Genomic DNA, 21,944 nt, shown 5'->3' with positions numbered 1-21,944 from the left:
GACAAACCTATGCAATACATATATACCCTCCTTCTTTTTGCCCTGCTCGTATGTGCTCCTTTTCGCGGCGGAGCGCAGGATAAAATAGCCTTTGGGTTCCCGGTGCAGACACAAGTAGCGAGCGGCACCCTCGAGGGCAGCTACAGTACCCGCACCGGCATCCAATCCTACCTCGGCATTCCCTTTGCCGCCCCGCCGGTAGCCGATCTGCGCTGGCAACCACCGCAGCCCGCAGCGGACTGGGACGGTGTCCGCATGGCTAAGGAATTCGGTCCACGGCCGGTGCAACGGTACGTCTACTCCGATATGCGGTTCCGTTCGCCTTCGGTGAGCGAAGACTGCCTCTATCTGAACGTGTGGACACCAACTAAAAGCGAGGAGAAAGGACTTCCCGTCCTCGTGTACTTCTACGGCGGTGGATTCCAGGCCGGTTCGGGCGACGAGCGGCGCTACGACGGCGAAAAACTAGCCGAGGAAGGCATCGTCGTCGTGACCCCGAATTACCGCCTGAACATCTTCGGCTTTCTGGCCCACCCGGAGCTTTCGGCCGAATCGGACTACGGTGGATCGGGCAATTACGGACTCATGGACCAGGCTGCAGCCATCCAGTGGGTGCACGATAACATCGAAGCCTTCGGTGGTGACCCGGACCGCATCACCATCGCCGGAGAAAGCGCCGGATCCATGTCCGTCAGCGCACAGATGATTTCACCCCTCGCGCGCGACCTGCTGGCGGGGGTAGTCGGCCAAAGTGGAAGCGTAGTGAATCCCGAACGGCCGACCGCCGCTCTGGAGGTGGGAGAAAGCTGGGGCGAGAAATGGCTGGCAGCCGCTGGAATTGCCTCCATAGCCGAACTACGCGCGGCATCCACCCGTGACATTTACGAGGCCTTCAATGATAGCCAGATGGGCGGACCACCCGTCGTGGTGGACGGCCGGTTTTTGCAAGAAGAGCCCTTAATCACCTTTCAGGAGGGTCAACAGGCACAGGTCCCCCTGATGACCGGCTGGACGAGCACGGAACGCCCCTGGGGACGCTTTCCCGAAACCGCGGATGCTTTCCGCAAGCAGGTTCGCGAGCAATTCCCAGACAACGCCGACCAATTGATGCAGTACTACGCTGCCGACCAGCCCACCCGCTCTGCCATCGAATTGGCGTCGGATACCTGGATCGTTCTCGGCACCTGGAACTGGGCGGATTTGCACCGCCAGAATAGCGATCAACCGGTTTACCGCTACCGCTTCGACCGCATCCGGCCGCAGCTCAAGGGGCAGGAAAATCCAATGGAAATGCCCGGTGCGGCGCACGCCACCGACATTGAATACTTCATGAATAGCCTGGACGTATCCGACGGATATGACTGGCAGGAAGCGGACCGGAGAACGGCTTCCACGATGATGGCCTATCTCGCCAATTTCATCAAAACCGGCGACCCGAATGGTCAGGAGCTTCCCGAATGGCCACGCCTGTCAGAGGGAAAGACGCCCGAAGTCATGATTCTCGATCAGGACAGCGAGGCCAAACCCTTCGAAGCGGAACCTCGCTATCGCTACCTGCGAGAAATGTACCAGGACGCCGGGCGTTAAACGCCCTTAATCTTCTACCCGATCGAAGCGTATCCACCGCAGCCGGTCATCAAACAGGTAGAGTATGGGTTCATCCCGTTCGCTCTCTACCCGGATGGTATATGGCTGGGTGACCCATATCCGCTCGGTGAAAGTGTCGACGGTAAGGGTGTCCTTGGCCAGGACGAGCATCAAGCCATCACCACCGGTGGATACATTGAGTTCGACCCCCGTTTCCGAGCTCATGAACGTTTGTCCGAGTAATGAATCCATGCATCCAGTTCTTCCCGCCGGTACTTCCGTCTTCAACAGGGAATACGGCGCGTGACTATGATGGTATAGCGTTATTCGTTTCCGTCCGCTGGGATCAGCGTCAAACGTCTGGTAAAAGGTGGAGTCGGTGACCTGCCGATAAATCCCTTCACCAAAGGGTTCGAGGCGGATATCCGGCCGGCCGAAGCGGTGCAGAATAAGCGTGTCGCCGGAACCTGCTTCGACCCGGATAGCATATCCCTCCGTGGCACCATATACGCCCGCGGGGCTTAGGTTAGCAACCGGCTGGAAGTTTGGCTCGGGAACGGTCTGGTAGCGGTTGCGCTTCAGGATGGGGGCCAGCAGTACATCGGCTACGTCGCGGGCAAGATCGTAGGTAAAGAATTTACCGCTGTTGTTCATGACTACTATTGCCAGATCGAGGTCCGGGAAGCGGAGGACCGTGGCCTTCCACGCGCCCGTGCTGCCGTTATGGAAATTGACCGGTTGTCCGCGGTAGTCGGCAAACTCGGTGCCGAAGCCATACGTCCCTGCATTCGGCCAGGGCAGGCCCTTACTTCGAATGACGGATCGGGCAATTGGACCACGAAGCAAATTGGGATTGGAGCGAAGTTGCTCGTAGCGAAGCTGATCTGGCAGTGTTGTCAGGAGCGCCCCGTCGCCGTGGAGGTCACTGAGCCACTCATAGCTTTGCCAGGTATCGAAGTTGAAATACGGTCGGGCCAGCTCGGATATGGCTAGCCGATGATCGGAGAGAAAGGCCGTTTGGTGCATGCCGAGATCGGCGAATAGTCGACCCGCGTAGTCAACAAACGGCGCACCGGTAATTACCTCCACCAGCTTGGTAAGTAACAGGTAATTAGAATTGCTGTAGAGGTACTGCTGTCCGGGTTCGAAGTTCAGCGCCGTTTGCCGGAGAAGTAGTCGGTAGGCATCATCGTTCGACAGCGTAGTACGCCACCAGGTGATGCCCTGCAAGGACTAGAGATTGTATACGTCCCGAATGCCGCTGGTGTGCGTTAATAGATTTTCTATAGGGAGCGCCGTGTCGATATTCGGCAGCAATTCTGGCAAATAATCCCGAATATCATCTTGTAAATCCAGTTTGCCTTCCTCGGCCAAGCGGAGCACACACAGGGCGGTAAATTGCTTGGCATTGGAGGCGATGTTGAAACGGGTAGCCGGCCCAATGGGTGCCTCCGCTTCCAGATCGGCCAGTCCGGCATAATCTTCAAAGATGACTTCGCCCCGGTGTACGATACCGAGTGCTCCGCCCGGTCCGCCTTCCGGAACATCCGCCCGCAGCAACACACGCAACGAGTCTGCCCAAGCGGGGGGAAACGGATCGGCCTGACCGAAGAGGGTCAGGGGAAAGCACAGCAACAGGAATCGGAACAAGGATCGAATTCTCATAAGCTACCAAGTACCTGAATAAGGCTCATACCTGCGCCCCGTCGCACGATTTGGCACTATGTTTTGGGCAAGGATGCCACGTATTGTCGGGGTGTTTGTCCCGTTTCCCGCTTGAAGACACGGTTGAAGGTAGTCTTAGAATTAAAGCCAGCGTCCAGGGCCACCCCCAGCAGCGTGCGGTCGACGTGTTCTTCAGCGGCAAGCGAATGGCGGACGGCTCGCACGCGATAGCTATTGACGAAGTCGTTAAAGTTTTGCCCGAATTCCCGGTTGATGAGGGCGGAGGTTTGTCGACGGCTTAAATCCATTCTGCCCGCCAGGTCGGATAACGAGAGACCAGGATCGCGAAACGCCAGTTCCCGCTCCATAAGGGCAAGCAGGTCGGGTTTCCACCGTTGCAGGTCGACCGCATCGATGTCGGGGTAAGTGCCCGAAGAGGATGGATCGGCGTCCAGGTCGTCCGCGATCATCGGGACGGCCAGGGATCGCGATACCTCCCGGCGGACGGCCTCGGTGTAGCCGGCTAGTCCGACCGCGCTACTGACCAGTCCGAAGATCAGGTAATACCAGAACATGGGGCCGAAGGCACCGAATTCGGGATAGGCGACCAGGAAAACCAGTCGCAAGCCAACCAAGAACAACAGAATAACTAAATACTGGCGGACCCACCTGTAGGTAACGGCATCGGCATAGCTGACTTCCAGAACAATGTCGCGCCGGTATAGCCGATAACGGGAAATGGATAAACCAGTGTAAACAATCAAACTCAGCAAACCGACGATCTGGTACCACGAGTCCAGATCGCGATCCCGGCCGTCCGCGTAAAAGTACGGGGTGTCTAGTACGAGGAGGTCAGCGATACACATAAGCAGGCTATAGGCCAGGTAGAGGGCAGCGGGCAAGAAATGCCACCACCGCCGGCGCGGAACACCCTGTCTTGAGTTTAATAACGTACTGACATATAGATAAATGCATGGTCCGATCAGTAGCAATTGGTGAAAGGGTGCGTAAAAGAGAAATTCACGGTACCCGTCGCGGGCGTACCATCCCAAATGACCGGCGGCCCAGGGCACCAGGTAGAGGGCGGATAAAAAGAGGGTCACAGCTAACCACCGGGGCGCACAGCGAGGAGTAAGCAGTGAACGTCGAAGTAGTAACAGCCCGAATAATCCGCAAAAGCATATTTCGGCCAGTAGTAGCGCGGATTGTAGACTTACGGATAGTTCAGCCAGGTTCACCGGGGTTTCGACTTAAGTAAAAGATGGACGCGAACAACTCCAGCTTTCGCTAGGGAAAGCTAGTGAATATAAGGACGAGACACCCTGATGGAAGATGTAATTCGACGGTGATACGGAGTGCAGAAATTATATCCGACGTAGACAGGTTACGAATAGGCTTTGGTGGAATTATCGATTTCAAACACCGCGCTATTGCGGAGGTACAAACCATTTAATTCTCATCTTATGTGTCATTTAATTTATCGCGTAGCGATCTTGGCTACCTTACTTGTGACCTTTTCGTGTACGAAGGATTCGGAAGGTCCCCAAACGGATGAAAGGGGTCTTACCAGCGAAATACGTGACCTTGTACCGGAACAGGTGCTGCAGGCGGTTGAGGATCTCGGGCAACCCATTAATGGCGGAAACAATCCTCCAGATATTACAGGTGTATTTTTCTCCAGTCCGGTTACCGTCACTGCCTCCTCTCTCGATGACGACCCGTTCATTATCGGTGACACCATTCGTACCCAGCAATTTACTTTCTCTAATCAAAGCCAAAACTTTCAAGTAGACCTGTTAACCGAATTCGGCGATGGAGGTTACATCGAAAATAAGGGTAGTTTCCTGGTGGGTAAAGGATGCAGATTTACGGTATTCACCGAAAAGGTAAACGAAGATGCCAGGGGTGGCTACTGGACTATTTTAGGCGTCATTTCAGGGTGCGTCGAAGACAGCGGTATAGAGGACCTATCTTTCTCCTACGTCATGTTAGACGACAACGGCAACCCTCACGGCACGTACTGGCAAGTTGGTCAGGTCGCAGATATACGGACGGCGACGGTCTGGCCGAGCGTCAATAGCTTAGTCCACCATCGCGTATACCAGCTTCCGAATGCAGACGTCCTGGTAGTTGATCTTCCGGCCGGTGGCCGCGGTTGCTCCCCAGTAGACTTTTGAGTTTCCCCCGAAGATGTCGTTGATGATGTCGCCCTGGTAGGTGGCTACCGTATTTCCATCTAATGAAACCTGCAGGGTCTGGGTACCGGGGTTCCAGGCAATCGTCAGCGGTCGCTTGGCTCCGTTCTCCAGGTTGGGCAGCTCGATCGGGCCTACCATGCTTCGCGCGTGGTGGGCCTGGCCGTGGGGCATGATGGCTACATGGTCGGCGGCGGGATCGCCCAGATGGTAATTCTGGTAGGTGTCAAATTCAATGCCGAGGGACGGATACAGGCCGGCGAACCCCATCCCCTCTCCCCGGTAGCCCGTTTGCATCGATGGATGGAAGACGAAGACGATACCGTCAGCTCCCAGCTCGTCGTTCTCGCCGAGCACCAGGTCCACGGTCAGTTCAAAGGGATATTCCAGGTCCATCGGGTTCTGGAACCAGGCCGAACCGCTGACGTAGGGCGTTTCCGGCGTCAGGCGTATACATTCCTCGTTCAAAATCTGGGCACTGCCCCCCAGCCGAAATTCTTTGACGCTGCTCTGGGCGCTCGTGAGTTGGGAGACCGATAAAGCGACGATCAGCGCAATAATGGGTTGGTGGCGGAAAGACATACCTTCTTAGTTTACAATGGCTTGTAGCAAAATACGCATTCGCCGCATTTGTTGCGCCGTCCGGTCCGTTGGTCCCCGTTATTCAGCGGGCGGTTCTGACAATTGGTCGTCGAAAAGCTATTCGCAGCGGGACGCTACGCATATGACCGAACATTGACCTGACCGCGCAACGGTCCACCTACCTTAGCGTTTCTTTAGGACACCTCCTCTAAGCTTCGGGCCCCATGAAGAAATCGTATCTACTTGCTATCCTGTTGGTCGTTGTCGCCGTCGTGCTGCTGTTCCAGACCGGCAATGCGACCAGCGAATATGCCAACTTCGCCAAAGCGGCGGAGAGTGGCAGCAAGGTGCAACTCGTAGGCACCTACGTGAAGGATAAGCCGACGATCTACGACCCGCTAACGGATCCGAATTACTTCAGCTTTTTCCTGGAAGACCTGGCAGGTACCGAACGGGAGGTAATCCTTCTCATGGGTAAGCCCCAGGACTTCGAAATGAGTGAGAGCATCGTACTTACCGGCCGGATGAAAGACGACAAATTCATCGCCAGTGATATTCAGATGAAGTGTCCGAGCAAGTACAAGGACCAGGAGGAAATGATCAACAGCCTCACCGAGAGCTAAGCCTACATGGAGGAAATTCAGTACATCAACGAGCACCTCGGTCCGCGGTACATCGGTCACTTCGCCATTTTGCTCGCCTTTTTCGCGGGCATCCTGAGTATGGTCAGCTATTTCCTGGCTACCCAGTATCGGGAGGAAGTCTTGCGTAGCCGATCGTGGCAGCGCCTTGGTCAGCTGTCCTTTTTAGCGCACGGCGCGGCGGTGTTTACCGTGATCGGCTGCATCTTCTTTGCGATGCTGAATCAGTACTACGAGTACCAGTACGTAACGGCGCACGTCGACGGTCAGCTGCAACAGCGATACATCTTCTCCGCCTTCTGGGAGGGGCAGGAAGGAAGCTTTTTACTTTGGACTTTCTGGCACGTTATCCTTGGCTACGTTCTGATGGTGACGGCACGCAGCTGGGAGAAACCGGTTATGGCGGTCATCTGCTCCGTGCAGGTCGTGATCGTCTCCATGCTGTTGGGTGTCCACTTCGGTTTCGGGGACTTTATACTCAAGTTTGGCTCCAACCCGATGTTGTTACTACGGGAAACGGTCAATGCGCCCATCTTTCAGCAGGCCGATTATGTTTCCCTGCTACGCGGTAACGGGCTGAATCCGAGTTTGCAGAACTACTGGATGACGATTCACCCCCCTACCCTCTTCCTCGGTTTTGCCAGCACGGTCGTTCCCTTCGCGTACGCCGTAGCGGGACTGTGGACGGGTCGCCACCGCGAGTGGTTGCGCCCGGGCCTGCAGTGGAGTTTGTTTAGCGCGGGTATTCTCGGCATCGGAATTCTCATGGGCGCCGCCTGGGCCTACGAAGCGCTTAACTTCGGGGGCTACTGGGCCTGGGACCCGGTCGAAAACACCAGCCTCGTTCCCTGGCTGATGCTGGTGGCCGGCATCCATACCAACCTGATCAGTCGCGCTACCGGGCAGGGCATCCGCGCTACCTACATGTTTTATCTCGGCACTTTCGTGCTCATCGTTTACAGCACGTTCCTGACCCGCTCCGGTGTCCTGGGTGACACCAGCGTACACGCGTTTACGGAGATGGGGCTGGAAACTCAACTGCTATTCTTCCTGGTCTTCTACGTAGTGCTCAGCATCGGACTGATGATCTGGCGATGGTCGCACATACCCGTCCCCGAGAAGGAGGAAGCAACGAGCAGCCGCGAGTTCTGGATGTTCATCGGAAGTCTGACCCTGTTCATGTCCGCCATCCTGATCACGGGCTCGACCAGTTTACCCGTGTACAACGAGATCCGGGCCTGGATAGACCCCGTATACGAAGGCCTGACCCTGACCGATCCGGAAGCCCACCACAACCGCTTCCAGATCTGGATCGGCATCTTTATCGGACTAATGAGCGGTGTGGCCCAATTCCTGCGTTGGCGGGAGCGCAACTTCAGTCAGCACTTCCGGTATTTCGCTATTCACGCCGGTATTGCCATACTGGCCTCCGCCGTGCTGACTTTCCTGACACTCCTCTGGATTCAGGCACCCAACTTCGTGTACAAAGCGATGATCTTCGCCGGCTGGTTCGCGGTCTGGTCCAATCTGGATTACGTGCTATTCTTCATCCGAAAAGATCCGAAGGTTGCCGGCAGCGTGGTGAGCCACATCGGCTTCGGCATCATGCTGATCGGGATAATGGCCAGCTCGGGCAACAAGCGGATTATCTCGAAAAACCAGTTTCTGATGGAAGGGCTGACGGAGGATGAGGAAATGGCCCGTACGACGCTGCGTCTCTACGAAAACGGTCCTCTGAGCATGGAGGACTACCTGATCACCTTCCGAGGCGATACCATCGACGGCCTTAATCGAACTTACTTCGTTGACTACCAGCGAATGGACGAGGAGGGGAAGATCGTAGAAACCTTCCAACTAGAACCCAACGTGCTCTACGACAAGGGATTCGAGAACGTCGCCATCACCAATCCCAGCACGAAGCACTATTGGGACCGGGACATATTTACCGTGATCATGGGATTACCCCCGGAAGAGCAGAGCGTTAAAGTTCGCCAGGAAACGGAAGACAGCCTGCAGTACCGGATAATGCCGCTCGTTGTTGGACAGCGGGAATCCTTTCGGGATACGGTAGCCATCCCCCAGCGCAACAGTTCCATCATCTACACCTATTCGGTCGAGCTAACGGATTTTCGCCGGCAGATAAATCATCCGGAATACACCTTCGAACCCGGAGATATCGGACTAGGAGCCGAAGTCAGGGTGAGTCGTAGTGGCGGTATAGCGAATTACGACAGTACGGCGTCCGTTGCCATCGTGTTGAGGGAAGGATTACTGTACCACTACCCCGCGCAGATAAACGATATAAATTTCCGGGTAAAGATCGACGAACGTGTTTTCGAACGGCTGCTGGTCAAGGACGCCGATCTGGACTATGACGAATTTGTGCTCGAGCCGGGCAGCAGCTTCACCGTCGACGGACAGCGCATCACCTTCCAACAATTCATATCCCAACCGAAGATTGATCACTTCCGTGCCCAGGATGGCGACATATGGGTCAGTGCTTTACTCGAAGCCGATGGTGAAACGATGCAACCCGTGTTCCTGATCCGGGGAAATCAGCCCAGCGGCGTGCGCGATGAGATCCGAAGCCTCGGTTTGTACGCCCATCTCTCGAGCCTTAATCCGGAGACGAACGAAGCTACTTTGCGGGTCGCCAAAGTTCAACCACAGGAACCGCTCGCCATACCGTTGGCCGTCGCTCCCCGCAGCTATCGCACGGACTACATTACCATCCAGGCCATCGAATTTCCCGGGATCAACCTTTTCTGGTTCGGATCGCTGAGTATGATGATTGGCCTTTTGATCAGCATGGTCATCCGCTTGCGTGACAAACGTCTTTTGGCAGCCCGGTAGCAGCTTCCCTATATCCGTCATTGAGCAATAGGAAACGATTTAATTCGACGTAACTGGATTTTCCCGGCTTACCGGACCGGTAGCGCAGGGTACCGGTAACCATCAACAGTTGTTCCTTTCGGATCCGGTCGTACAGTTGTAATCCCAGATTACCCCAAGCTACACAGCGATGCTGCGTGGTTCGGCCGGCACGGTCGGTACTGGCCACATCGAAACGGACAAGGTCCCGGGCGTCTGCCGTGCAGTAGTACCGTGGAGCGTATACTACCCGGCCAATCAAACGGACATTATTCATCACGGCCGTAAGTTGATGGCAACCCTTCGGCGACGGCGCTCAGATCTTGCTGTCGGCGTTGATCCAGCACGGCAAAACTTTCAACGTGGATCTCCGCACGGACCTGCGTCAGTCCTTTACACTCAAACCGACGGTAAAGCAGCTTACCCTGCACGAGGAGTCTATCGCCCCGCCTTACCCGGGCGTGCAATTGCCGGGCTACGGCGGACCAGGCAACCAAATGATGTACCTGTGGATGGTCGTTCCCCCCGATGGAGCGACCATTCTGGTAGAGTCGTAATAGGCTACGAGCTGTTCCGTCCGTGAGCGTGAGTAGTTCCGGATCATGACCGGCCCGGCCGATGAGTTGCGTTTGATTAGCGAATGAATGCACGGTTGGCGTATTGGTGAGCCACCAAATTTGCACCGGTAACTAATGGCTAATCGTCAACTAAACGTATATAGTCGAATAAAGACGTTTAAAAACGCTTACACACGCTTGCTAGGTCCTAGAACCGAAAATCCTTGCGCCAGATATCGATGAGGTCAAAGCTGACCTTGTAGGTCACTTCCTGTCCCGACTGGTTGTCGTCGGCCGCGATGCCATACAGTCCGACTCGCAGACGTCGGCGTGCGCCTACCTTGAAAACTCGCTCCATACCGGCAAGCAATTCCTGGTATCGGTAGCTATCGTCTTTAAGGAAAAGTGCGCCCGCACCTGCTACGGCCTGAATCCGGGTCTTTTTGAGCAGGGGAACGTTATTGATGAGCGCTCCGCTGAAATGGTGCAGGTAGTGAAATTCCAGATGGGGTCCGCTGGTTGCCAGACTGGTATTCAGCGCCTGGAAGGTGCTCAGGGGGTCCGATAAGAGTAAAGGATCGGATTGCCGGAAACGACGGATATCCACGAAACGCAGATCTTCCGTGTTCGTGAATCCTCCGGCAACAATCCGGTAGCTGGACTGCCCGAGGGCGCCGACACCGAATTGCTGGTCGACGGATAATTGCAGGTAATCGAATCGGATATCGCTGGACAATGCATCCGCCCATCCGCGTCGGTACAGCAATCCGAAAGTGGGCCAATCACTTCCCAGCACGACTTTACGGCGGGGCTCCCGCATGTAGCGTTGGGAGGGGGTGTAGCGGAGGCTGATGTCGGTGACGAAAGCCTGGTACCGCTCGAAATCTACCGGCGTGTCTTCGTCCGTTATCACCTCATCGAGTATGGAGCCGGTTTCATAAGCTGTAATAGGGCGGCGATCCGCCAGGGAGGCATGGACATTTAAATACAGGCCGTTTGCCAATTCGCGGTGTGTCCCAAAATCAATCTTATCCTTTAGGTAGTAGTTGGATGCCTTTAACTGATTGAGAAATGCGTCATTTGGGTAAAAAGCCTCAAACTCGCGGCCTAACCAAAGCGAGATGTCACCTAACTCGAATGGATCGTAGCGGTGCCAGGCAAAAACTTTACCCTGAATATCCATATTGCGAAGCCCGAGGTTGAGGCTTCCCGATAGACTAAGTTCCTTCCCGCTCGGGAAACGCTTGAACGTAGAAACATAAGGGCCAACGCGCCATCCGACAACCGGCGAGAGATCGACGAGACTCGTCACCGGTGCGACGTACCACTGTCGTTCCTTGCGGTAATTTTGAAATCCGATCCCATCCAACGCCAGCTCAAGTAGGGTGATTCGATTATACAGGCGTTCCATGCTGTCACGGTAGGCTGGCGAAGTCACTACTGCCTTCACGCTGTCGCGCAGGTGCACCATCTGCCTTTCATCTTCCGTCAGCGCCACGGTTCGGCCGGATTGCCAATAACTGCTGTCCCGCTCATAGGCTTCGGCGGTAATCGAGGCTACCTCGTTGCCAAAGAAATCGTCGGGGAAGTCGACGTCGGGTTGGAAGTTCGTGTAGCTCAGCGTGGTCGACCCCCGCAGGTCTTTCTTCTTTCCCTGTCGGGTATGGTAGTTGAAAACCTGTTCGCCGATATACCAGCGTCCGTCATCCGTCCTGTCGTAGCGTTGCCTAATGTTGAATTCATCAGCAACTAGTAACGCGCCGGCCGGCAGGTCAAATTCCAGTCGATTAATGGTGTAGTCCTCGGCATTGACGTAGAGCGTGCCACTGACCGTGCTATTGCCGACCTTCCGTGGGGTGACCTTTATCCGATAGACGACCTGGTCGCCATTGACGTCGCTGTCCAGCAACTCAAAAGCGTAGGTCAGTACGGAGGTCTGGGAAAGCGGACTGATAACGGGGGTTAGCGATACACCGGGCAGCGCTACGAGATTACGGTAAAAATTGAAGTCCGTTTCAGCGAAAACCGGTAGAAAGAGTCCGCGTGTATCCCCGTATCGTTCGTAGCCCAGCCTTGTTTCACGGTAACTGCGCGGGAAGGCATAACTGAGTTCCAGGCGCATCTCTACCATATTCAGGCGGGAGAGCAATTGCTGACTGGACTTTTCCTCCGAAATAAATGGAGGAGTGGAGGATGGATCCGATTCAACGGGAAGGTCCTTCGGTGCGTAATGATCCTCCACCTCTTCTACGGCCTTCACGTATACATCGGTACGGTACCGGCTGATCGCTCGCTGATGCGCCTCCTTGCGGGCAATCATCTCCTTAATAATCGCGTATGCGGGATCCCTGCCGGATGCCGATACCGTAATCTCATCGAGTTCAACGCCGGAAGTCTGGAGTCGCAGATCGTAGGTCTGGTCCTCCATGCCTACCACCAGCTGCACGCTGCGGGTTTCGTAGCCCAGGCTGGAAAAGGTGATTTCGTATTCGCCATCCACCCGAAAGTTAAGGGTGTACCGTCCCGCGTCGTCCGTGACGGTTCCGCTATTCGTTTGGCGGACATACACGTTGGCAAACGGTACGGGCTCGTCGTACTCATTGCGCACCACGCCCTGCACCGACTGGGCAGCCACGACGGAGGCGAGCGTGGCCAGGAGGCAAAACAGTAGAAGTCGAAGCGCGGTCATTCCCCTTACAGGCGTTTAGGTACCTGTATGAGCGAATGAAGGCGGCGTTTCGTTGTACGGCGCGCCGTGAATTAAGGATACTTTAGGAGGAAATTATACCATCCGGCTGTGCCAGCTGTCTTCTAGCGGCCGTTCGAAGATCTGGCGCAGTTCACCCAGTTCCTTCACCAGGGGATCAAAAACGATGCTGTCGTTTTTCAGCTGGCCCTGGGAATAAAGCAGCTTGAACTCCTCGCGGCCGACGGTATGGATCTTGCCGTTCTCATCGCGGTAGCTGAAGCGCATGCGATTGAAGAAATCCACCCCGATCTCGGCACCCAGCGATTTGACGAAGTTGACGCTTCCGTCGATGGAGCAGCCGCTGGCCTCCGCCTGGGTTTCGTCTACGGCCAATACCAGAAAGCGATTATGCAGCACATCGGCTCCGGCCGCCAGGTCTTTACTATGGCTTACCCACTGGGAGACGAACTCCTGAGCCCGTTCGCGCACCAGTTTGGTTTCATCCTTGGTCAGGGCACGCTCGGCGCCGTAGATCCAGACACGGCTTTCGTTGGCTAAGGAAGTAAGCGACTTTGGCATATTATCGTGGTTTCAGCGCACAAAGATAATACCGGCGGACAACCCACGCGCCTTCATCGGCAGAATGATTGTCCGCGCACGTTTACCTTTGCAAATGTGTCCGTATCCTTGAATAAATTCGTAGCCGCTACCGGCATCTGTTCGCGGCGGGAAGCCGATCGTTGGATCGAAGCCGGCAGGCTGACCATCAACGGGAACGTAGCCGTAAAGGGGAACCGCGTCGAGGAGGGGGAGCGGGTCGAACTCGACGGTCGACCGATTGGCGAAAAGCCCGAAAAAGTCTACTTGGCCTTCCATAAGCCCGCCGGGGTAACCTGTACTACGGACCCCCGCGACCCCGATAACATTATCGACTTCCTCAACTATCCGGAGCGCATTTTTCCGGTGGGTCGCCTCGACAAAGCTTCCACCGGTTTGATCCTATTGACCAACGACGGTGATGTCGTGAATGAAGTACTGCGAGCGGAGAACGAACACGAAAAAGAATACATCGTGACCGTCGACCGGCCCTTCGACGATCGCTTCGTTCAACGTATGTCAGCGGGGGTTCCAATCCTGGGAACGCGTACTAACCCCTGTGAGGTACAGCGGCTGGGTAAACGTCGTTTCCGAATCGTACTGACGCAGGGACTGAATCGACAGATTCGCCGCATGTGCGAGCACCTGGGTTACCGGGTCCACACCCTGAAGCGCATCCGCATCATGGATATCACCCTGGGAGAGCTGGGAGTTGGTGATTACCGTCCGCTCGATGGGTTCTTCTGAACCTGCGCTCCGCCGCCCAAGCTTCCGGACAACCCTACCGCCAACGGCTTGTTAACATATTAGCTTATTTTTGCCGCCCCAAAATCAAATTTTACCATGGGTCAAGACCCCCTGAAAACCGTCATCATTGGTTCCGGACCGGCCGGATATACCGCCGCTATTTATGCAGCACGAGCCAATCTTAATCCGGTAATGTATACCGGCAAAGAGCCCGGCGGGCAGCTGATGATCACCACGGATGTAGAAAATTTCCCCGGTTACCCCGACGGCGTGATGGGCCCTCAAATGATGGAGGACCTGAAAAAGCAGGCCGAGCGCTTCGGAACGGAAATCAAGTACGAGCTGGTCGACCGGGTCGAACTGGACGGCGACGTCAAAAAAATCTACACGGAAAGCGGCGAGGAGGTAGCGGCCCACTCGGTCATTATTTCCACCGGTGCCAGTGCCCGCTGGCTCGGACTCGAGAGTGAGCAACGCCTGGCCAACAATGGTGTAAGTGCCTGCGCGGTTTGCGACGGTTTCTTCTACCGGGGTAAGGAAGTCGCCATCGTCGGTGGCGGGGACTCTGCCTGTGAGGAAGCCCTGTACCTTAGCAACCTCTGTCCGAAGGTGCACATGCTGGTGCGTCGCGACGAGCTACGTGCCTCGAGCATCATGCAGGAGCGGGTCAAAAAACAGGAAAACATCCAGATTCACTGGAATACGGAAACCGAAGAGATTCTTGGTGAAAGTGAGGTGACTGGCGTTCGTATTCGGAATAACGAAACCGACACCGTATCCGAGATCGCCGTAGCCGGCTTCTTCGTGGCCATCGGCCATATCCCGAATACCAAGATATTCAAGGGGCAGCTCGACATGGAAGAAAGCGGCTACCTGATTCACCACCCGAACTCCACCCATACCAACCTGGAGGGCGTATTCGTAAGTGGAGATGCCGCGGATCATGTATACCGCCAGGCGATAACGGCGGCCGGTACCGGATGTATGGCTGCACTGGACGCCGAGCGTTACCTCGGCGAGAAGGGAATCATTTAGTCTTACTGGCCTTCAGGGTATTCATCATCAGGCTGACAATGGTCATGGGGCCGACGCCTCCGGGAACGGGGGTGATGGCACTGACCTTCTCGCTGACGGCATCGTAGTCCACGTCGCCGGCCAACCGGTACCCTCTGGACTTGCTGCTGTCATCGACGCGGTTGATACCAACGTCGATGATTACGGCCCCTTCCTTGACCATATCGGCGGTTACCATTTCGGGTATACCGATGGCCGCGACCAGGATGTCCGCCCGCCTGCAGTGATCGGCGAGGTTTTTGGTGCGACTATGACAGATGGTGACCGTTGCGTTACCGGGATCCGACTTGCGGCTAAGCAGGATGGTCATGGGTGTACCGACGATATTGGAACGTCCCAGAACGACCACCTCTTTACCGCTGGTTTCGATGCCGTAGCGCTCGAGCATAACCATTATACCATTGGGGGTTGCAGGTAGATAACAATCCAGTCCGAGGGTCATCTTACCCACGTTGACGGGCGTAAAGCCATCGACGTCCTTATGCGGGTGAATGGCCAGATTGACGGCCTCTTCGTCGAGATGCCCGGGGAGGGGCAATTGGACGATAAAACCATCGATATCCGGATCGTCATTGAGTTCGTGGACGACCTTAAGCAACTCTTCCTGGGTGATGGTAGCGGGGCGACGTACCAGGGTGCTGCGGAAGCCTACCTCCTCGCAGGACCGAACTTTATTGCGGACATACACCTGACTCGCCGGATCTTCCCCGACGAGCACTGCTGCCAGATGTGGTATCTTCCCTCCTGCCTGTCGGATGGCATCCACGTCGGCCTTTAATTCGTCCTTAATGGTTGCGGCGAGTGCCTTCCCGTCCAATACTTTCATCGTGATTTTCGTTTGCGCCAAAGATAGCTGCCTAATCCCGCACTCCCTTAGTATGAAGCAGGTTTACCCCGCTGGTTTTGTTTTTTGGCTGGTCATGTTCTGCTGCGGTCTGGCTTCCGGACAGAATGTGCTGATGGACACCGGCGGAACCGTGACCGGATGCGGTGGCCTCTTTGTGGACAGCGGCGATACGACCGGCATACACGTCCCCAGTGGGACCCGGCAGGTAATCACTTTGTGTGCCGACGAAAACAGCCAGGGCACGCACATCCAGCTCGACTTCACCGAGATCGACTTCCAGGGAACCCTGACGATCTTTAATGGAACGAGTACATCCGCCGATACGCTTCGGCAGATTGACCGGTCGAACGTAGGGGATCGCTTGTCCCTCGCCGCCACGGCGTCTAATCGCAGCGGCTGTCTGACCATTGAATTCGTCAGCACCGGGACGGGTAACGGCTGGCGGGCCGACATCAACTGCATCATCGCCTGTCAATCAATAGTAGCCGACCTCGGCTCCAGCATCCCGGCGGCCGTCCCCACCGTCGATGGCTACATCGACGTGTGCGTGGGCGAACCGATTACGCTGACGGGCAAGGCGACATTTCCAGAAAACGGCGCGATATATACTCAAAGCGAAGCAAATTCGACCTTCGAGTGGACCTTTCAGAACGGGGATGCCCTGTCTGGAAAGACGGTTACCTATGCCTACACCGAGCCCGGGGCCTACGTAGCCGAAGTATTCGTAACCGACGACCGCGGGTGTCAGAACGCCAATCGCATCAATCAGCGCATCAGAGTAGCGCCGACGCCACGTTTTGACAAGCCGGACCGGGACGTTCCTGTCATCTGCCCGGGTGAAAGCATTACCCTACTTACCGGTTCGGACAAATCCGGTCCAAACGCTTACCAGCCCAGCGCGCAGACCATAAGCTTCAGCTCCACGCAGACATTCTCCGAGCAGATCAGCATACCCGATCGCCAGGACGAGGTATATGCATCCTCCTTAGACGTCCAGCTCTTCAGTCCCGGGCAGCGGATCAGCTCCGGCAACGACATCGCCGAAATATGCGTGACCATCGAACACAGCTACTTAGCTGACCTGGATATGTGGATCGAATGCCCTGACGGAACACGGCTGACCCTGCTCAACAAGGACGACGCTCGGGGATCGACCATAAATTACCGCTTCGGCTACGGTGAGGTTGACGATACAGGCCCGGAGGAAGCGGAGACCTACTGCTGGACCGCTGCGGCGGATGAGTCCGTCTACGACTACATCAAGGGTAATTCCGGCACCGGCAATACCCGCCCGATTCTCCCCTTCGATCGAAGCTACTTACCCAGGGATAACAATTTCGATGGGCTCACGGGCTGTGAAATGAACGGGCAGTGGACACTCAATGTGGTCGATAATTTTCTGGAAGACGACGGTACGATTTACGACTGGAACATCACGTTCTCCGAGGACCTGGTTCCTTCCGACGAAAGCTTCACCGTGCCCATCACCGAAAGCCGTTGGGAGGATGACGGGCAGTTCGCATTTTACAGCCCGGACAGCGTTGTCTACAAGCCTTCAAACGGGGGATACGCAAACCACCGACTAACCGTGGTAGACGATTTCGGCTGTAGCTACGACACGCTCGTCCGGGTTGATGTAGCCTCCCCGTTTCAGACGGACTGTTATACCTGCGCTCCGCCGCAAAACCTACCTACCCGCGATACGCAAGTATGTGGCGGCCAACAACTTGCCGTCGACCTGCGGGATGCCTTCAGCTTCGATACGCTCGTCCGGTGGGAGGCAAAACCCATTATGCCGCTGATTCGATCGGATACGAGCTATCTCACGATCTCGGATCATCTTCCGGCTACATTTCCAGGGCAGCCGGGTTCCATTTTACCATCCGTATGTCTGGATATTCGCGCCGACCTGCCGCTGAGTAGTGTAGAGGTGCTACTGATGGCACCCGGGGGAAATACGATTGTCATAGCCCCCCGAGGCAGCCTGACTACCAACCGTGTAAATGATTGCTTTAGCCCCGGTGGGAGCCTGAACTGGGAGGCGCTGCAGGGAGAGGATGTCAACGGGCAGTGGGCGCTGATCGTAAACGACAATAGTGGTTTGCTGGACGGCCGATTGACTTCCTGGTCGGTGGACTTACTCTATCAGCCCCCGCTTGCCTTCGCCTGGAGTGGGGGGGGTAGCGAGTTTAGTTGTCTCGATTGTCCGAATCCCGTGATTTCCCCAACCTCCGACACGATCTACACGCTGACCGCGACCAGTGCGCTGGGATGCCAAAAAAGCCTGGATTACCGAATCGAGCTGCTTGCTGCGGATGTGGACTTTGCGCCCACGATTGTCGACGGCTGCACCGGCGAAGCAAACGGAAGCATCACGCTCGTGCCGCTAACCGCTACTCCGGTGCGCGAATATCAGTGGAGTACCGGGGCGACCACCCGGGACCTTACCGGCCTATCCGCAGGAACGTACGAACTGACCGTTTCCACCGAGAATGGATGTACTAGAATTTTCTCCTACGACCTTACCCCCCCGGAACAGTTGTCCATCAGCGTCGACACTTCAATCAGCGTCAGTTGTTTCGGCGAATCCGATGGAGGTATCAGCGTATCATCGACGGGCGGTTACGGCTCTTACCGGTACACCTGGTCAGAAGGGGTCGCCGGAACCAGCTCGAGCGTAACCGGCCTTCTCTCCGGCAATTACGCGGTCACCGTTACCGACTCTGCGGACTGTACCGCGACTGAAACCGTATTTGTCTCAAGCCCAGACGTGCTCACCCTGCAACTAAACCCGACCGATGTCAGCTGCCGAGGTGGTATCGACGGTCAGATTACACCCGTAGTGGGGGGCGGCACCCTACCCTACTCTTACCGCTGGAGCGACGGGTCCACCAATTCGACCCTTGACGAACAACCAGCCGGCACGTACTCCGTAACCGTAACCGACGCAAATGGCTGCGTGGCCAATGCGGAGGGGGCTGTCAACCAGCCGGAAATTCCCCTATCCGCCCGCGTTGTTAATGAGGTACCGGGTTGCTTCGGGACGGCAACAAATGAGGCTACGGTACTGGCTCGGGGTGGCAACGACGATTACCGCTATTCGTGGAGCAACGGAGAAACCGGGGCTACGGCCTTCGGTCTTCCAGCCGGTCAAAACAGTGTCGAAGTCACCGACCGAAGCGGCTGTGTCTACACCTTTGACTTTACGACGGAAAGCCGGCCCGATATCGAGCCCACCATCAGCCTGGCGGAGGGGGACGAGTGCCGCGACGTTCGCGAACGGACCCTGGAAGCCCGGGCTCCGGGTAGTTTCTACAGTTACGCCTGGTCAACCGGGGCAAACGGCTCTCGTATTACCGCCTTGGAACCCGAAACGGCCTACTCCGTGACCCTTACGGATGCGGAAGGGTGCAAGGGATCCGAAAGCTATACTACGGATACGCACGTTCCGTGGCTAATCGACCTGGAGACGGTACCGGTAACCTGTTTCGGGCAGCGAGATGGTTCGTTGCGGGTTTTGTCCGCTTCAAACCGCCACGGGTCTTCCTTCACCTATGAGTGGGGAGCCAACACAGGCTTTACGGAGGGTCCGGCCGTGGTGGATCGCCCCGCTGGCGATTACAATCTTTCGGTGACGGATGCCATAGGCTGCACCCTGGATACGGTGCTCACGGTGCCCGGGCCCGAGCTGTTGCGGTTGGAAGAATCGCTTTTACCCATCAGCTGTTTCGGGGCCAGCGATGCCAGTCTTGACATCACCCCAATGGGTGGTAATGGCTCGTATCTTTTCCAATGGTCCACCGGGGCAACTACGTCGGCCATCAACAACCTGGGGCCCGACACCTATTCGCTTACGGTAACCGACGCGGGCGGGTGTACGCAGGAAGCCAGCTACGAAATTGCCGCACCGGAACAGATCACGGTGGACATAAGCAGTCAGGGACCGGTCTGCGGAGGGGAGTACAATGGCCGGATCGACGTTACCGCCGCGGGCGGTCAGTCCCCCCTCGAATTCAGCCTGGACGACCAGCGGTATTCCGAGGCATCTACCTTTAACGGACTCGGTGGCGGCCAATACGTCGTCTACGTACGCGATCAGGTAGGCTGTACCATTGAACGAGACGTCGATATTGAGGACGGTCCGGCTTTCTCCGTGGATCTGGGTCCCGACCAAGAAATCGTCTTTGGAGACAGCCTGGCGCTGACTTCGCGGGTGATTGGCGGCCGCGGCGATTTGGATTATGCCTGGTCGGCAAGTTACGACAGCACCCTAAGCTGCCGGGACTGCGTTACCCCGATAGCCCGGCCGGAGTACGAGATCGATTACCGCTTGTCTATCGTGGACGGTAATGGATGCACGGCGGAAGATATGGTTCGTATCCGGGTACGTAAAATACGGGAAGTAGCGGTGCCCACCGCCTTTACTCCTAACGGTGACGGATTCAACGATCGCTTGCTCGTGCACGGTAGGCCGGGAACCACGGTACTGTCGTTCTCCGTATTTGACCGCTGGGGGGGATGGCTGTACACCGGGCAGAATTTTCCGGTCAACGCCGAAGACGTTGGGTGGGACGGGCTTGACCCCCAGGGAAATAAATTGGATGCCGGCGTGTACATTTTCAAAGTTGAAGTGGAGTACGAGGATGGCTCGCGCGAACTGCTATCCGGACAAACGACGCTAATCAGATAATATGAAAGGCCTGTCGACGCATAATCTCTTTACCGCTTTACTGCTTACGGTTTCATTCGGGTTGAGTACAATCGCGCGGGCGCAGGATGCTTTATTCAAGCAACTGGGAGCCGCACCTTTGCTTACCAATCCGGCCCTTACCGGGGTAATGGACGATCAGCTGCGACTACAACTGAATTATCAGGAATTGTACACCCGACTGACGACCGACGAGGCTTACCGCAGTGTTGCCGCGGCGGCCGATATTCGCCGGCCCGTCAACCGGGGGAATTTTGCCGGCTTCGGGATAATGATCCAGCACGATCAGGCTGGGTCAAGTGACTACGTACGTAGCCAGGGCCTGGTGAGTGCTAGTTACCAGCAACAACTGGCCGGTTATGGCAGGGGAAAACGAAATGCTCACTACCTCAGCGGCGGGGCCCAGTTAGGTGTCGGTCAACGTGGATTTGACTTAAACAAAGTTTGGTTTTCGGAACAGTACTTCGTCGATCCGGGTACCCGCCAAGCCTATTTGGACCGTAGCCTCCCCAGCCAGGAAGGTTTTTCCGGGATGAGTGGAGATGTATACCTGGATGTCAGCGCCGGCTTGGCCTGGTTTGCTTCCTTCGGCGACCGGCAAGGAGCGTACTTCGGTGGCGCCGTATACCATCTCAACAAGCCTAACGTCTCGCCCGTACCAGACAATGAAGACCTACTGTACCGCCGATACACCCTGAACGGCGGGGGGGAACTTCCGCTCGGTCACGGTTTTAGCACCTTTTTACCTTCCTTTCGCTGGTCTCTGCAGGGGCCGAGCCAGAGCCTGCTGCTGGGGGGCAGCTTCCGGTACACTCAGCGAGAATGGCGAGAGATCGCCCTCCGGATGGGCACTTACGGCCAGTTTACCGCACAAGACGGTGGCGGAGCCGGTCTGGGCTCCCTGCTTGCGCTAGTAGCGCTTGAGCTCGAAAGCGTACAGGTTGGCGTCAGTTATGACCTGCGGACGGGAAACCTTAATAAGGTGACGAACACCCGCGGAGGCTTTGAAATCAGTATAGTTTACCGCCAGGAAGCCGCATACCCGAGCCGGGTGCGATGCCCTACCTTCTAATAATTGTCTGTCGAGACATCAATTGGACTGCGCTATCCAACAATTATGTTGCAACATATGGCAAATTCCGATTTATGTTCTTTTTCTTATTTCCCGAGTGAACGCGGTTCGA

General features: G+C 56.1%; 14 protein-coding genes and 1 pseudogene. 7 read left to right on the top strand and 8 right to left on the bottom strand.

The genetic code is table 11. From position 1 onward, the window contains the following. The first annotated feature begins 9 nt into the window (after nucleotides 1-9). Nucleotides 10-1,587: a carboxylesterase/lipase family protein gene (locus tag DRW39_RS03280; protein ID WP_116105540.1), complete on the top strand. Its 1,578-nt coding sequence runs from the start codon at nucleotides 10-12 to the stop codon at nucleotides 1,585-1,587. Nucleotides 1,588-1,593: 6 nt separating this feature from the next. Here the strand turns inward: DRW39_RS03280 and DRW39_RS03275 are convergent. From DRW39_RS03275 to DRW39_RS03255, 3 genes and pseudogenes are all read right to left on the bottom strand, one after another. Continuing rightward, nucleotides 1,594-3,252: pseudogene (locus DRW39_RS03275) on the bottom strand (serine hydrolase domain-containing protein). Nucleotides 3,253-3,308: 56 nt separating this feature from the next. Further along, complete coding sequence (locus DRW39_RS03265) at nucleotides 3,309-4,355, bottom strand: helix-turn-helix domain-containing protein (protein ID WP_157975905.1); 1,047 nt, start codon at nucleotides 4,353-4,355, stop codon at nucleotides 3,309-3,311. Nucleotides 4,356-5,333: 978 nt separating this feature from the next. Continuing rightward, a complete protein-coding gene (locus DRW39_RS03255) occupies nucleotides 5,334-6,029 on the bottom strand; it encodes an L-type lectin-domain containing protein (protein ID WP_116105535.1) in 696 nt (231 codons plus the stop codon). A 224-nt stretch (nucleotides 6,030-6,253) separates the two neighbouring features. Between DRW39_RS03255 and DRW39_RS03250 the strand changes: the two genes are divergently transcribed. Together DRW39_RS03250 and ccsA are read left to right on the top strand one after the other, a co-directional pair. Then, the gene (locus DRW39_RS03250) at nucleotides 6,254-6,652 is read left to right on the top strand and encodes a cytochrome c maturation protein CcmE (protein WP_116105534.1); all 399 of its coding nucleotides are present in this window, start codon (nucleotides 6,254-6,256) and stop codon (nucleotides 6,650-6,652) included. 6 nt (nucleotides 6,653-6,658) lie between these two features. Beyond that, on the top strand, nucleotides 6,659-9,523 hold the full coding sequence (ccsA, locus tag DRW39_RS03245; RefSeq protein WP_116105533.1) for a cytochrome c biogenesis protein CcsA: 2,865 nt from the start codon (nucleotides 6,659-6,661) through the stop codon (nucleotides 9,521-9,523). Here the strand turns inward: ccsA and DRW39_RS22855 are convergent. The 4 genes from DRW39_RS22855 to DRW39_RS03225 form a co-directional block, all read right to left on the bottom strand. After that, nucleotides 9,483-9,818 carry a single-stranded DNA-binding protein gene (locus DRW39_RS22855; protein WP_116105532.1) on the bottom strand — a complete coding sequence of 112 codons (336 nt, stop codon included), beginning with the start codon at nucleotides 9,816-9,818 and terminating at the stop codon, nucleotides 9,483-9,485. The genes ccsA and DRW39_RS22855 overlap by 41 nt on opposite strands. Continuing rightward, a complete protein-coding gene (locus DRW39_RS03235) occupies nucleotides 9,811-10,191 on the bottom strand; it encodes a single-stranded DNA-binding protein (protein WP_157975903.1) in 381 nt (126 codons plus the stop codon). Before DRW39_RS03235 ends, DRW39_RS22855 begins: the two co-directional genes overlap by 8 nt. A 115-nt stretch (nucleotides 10,192-10,306) precedes the next feature. Beyond that, nucleotides 10,307-12,787, bottom strand: a complete 2,481-nt coding sequence (locus DRW39_RS03230) for a DUF5686 and carboxypeptidase regulatory-like domain-containing protein (protein WP_116105530.1) — start codon at nucleotides 12,785-12,787, stop codon at nucleotides 10,307-10,309. Nucleotides 12,788-12,880: 93 nt separating this feature from the next. Then, nucleotides 12,881-13,366 carry a hypothetical protein gene (locus DRW39_RS03225; protein WP_116105529.1) on the bottom strand — a complete coding sequence of 162 codons (486 nt, stop codon included), beginning with the start codon at nucleotides 13,364-13,366 and terminating at the stop codon, nucleotides 12,881-12,883. Between the two features lie 96 nt (nucleotides 13,367-13,462). Between DRW39_RS03225 and DRW39_RS03220 the strand changes: the two genes are divergently transcribed. Both DRW39_RS03220 and trxB read left to right on the top strand, forming a co-directional pair. Next, entirely contained in the window at nucleotides 13,463-14,131 is a 669-nt protein-coding gene (locus DRW39_RS03220) for a pseudouridine synthase (RefSeq protein ID WP_116105528.1), read from the top strand. Nucleotides 14,132-14,227: 96 nt separating this feature from the next. Next, nucleotides 14,228-15,166 (top strand): thioredoxin-disulfide reductase, encoded by a 939-nt coding sequence (trxB, locus tag DRW39_RS03215; protein ID WP_116105527.1) that lies wholly within the window; start codon nucleotides 14,228-14,230, stop codon nucleotides 15,164-15,166. On the opposite strand, the gene folD is transcribed toward trxB, so the two are convergent. Next, on the bottom strand, nucleotides 15,159-16,031 hold the full coding sequence (folD, locus tag DRW39_RS03210) for a bifunctional methylenetetrahydrofolate dehydrogenase/methenyltetrahydrofolate cyclohydrolase FolD (protein ID WP_116105526.1): 873 nt from the start codon (nucleotides 16,029-16,031) through the stop codon (nucleotides 15,159-15,161). The two genes, trxB and folD, sit on opposite strands and share 8 nt — an antisense overlap. Nucleotides 16,032-16,083: 52 nt before the next feature. On the opposite strand from folD, the gene DRW39_RS03205 reads away from it, so the two are divergent. Continuing rightward, complete coding sequence (locus DRW39_RS03205) at nucleotides 16,084-20,742, top strand: proprotein convertase P-domain-containing protein (protein ID WP_198664774.1); 4,659 nt, start codon at nucleotides 16,084-16,086, stop codon at nucleotides 20,740-20,742. A gap of 1 nt (nucleotide 20,743) precedes the next feature. Then, nucleotides 20,744-21,832, top strand: coding sequence for a PorP/SprF family type IX secretion system membrane protein (locus DRW39_RS03200; RefSeq protein ID WP_116105524.1), 1,089 nt, complete (start codon nucleotides 20,744-20,746; stop codon nucleotides 21,830-21,832). Nucleotides 21,833-21,944: the final 112 nt, after the last annotated feature.

The sequence above is a fragment of the Lewinella sp. IMCC34191 genome (assembly GCF_003390935.1).
GTDB lineage: Bacteria > Bacteroidota > Bacteroidia > Chitinophagales > Saprospiraceae > Neolewinella.
This window is presented reverse-complemented; position numbering and strand designations above follow the sequence as displayed.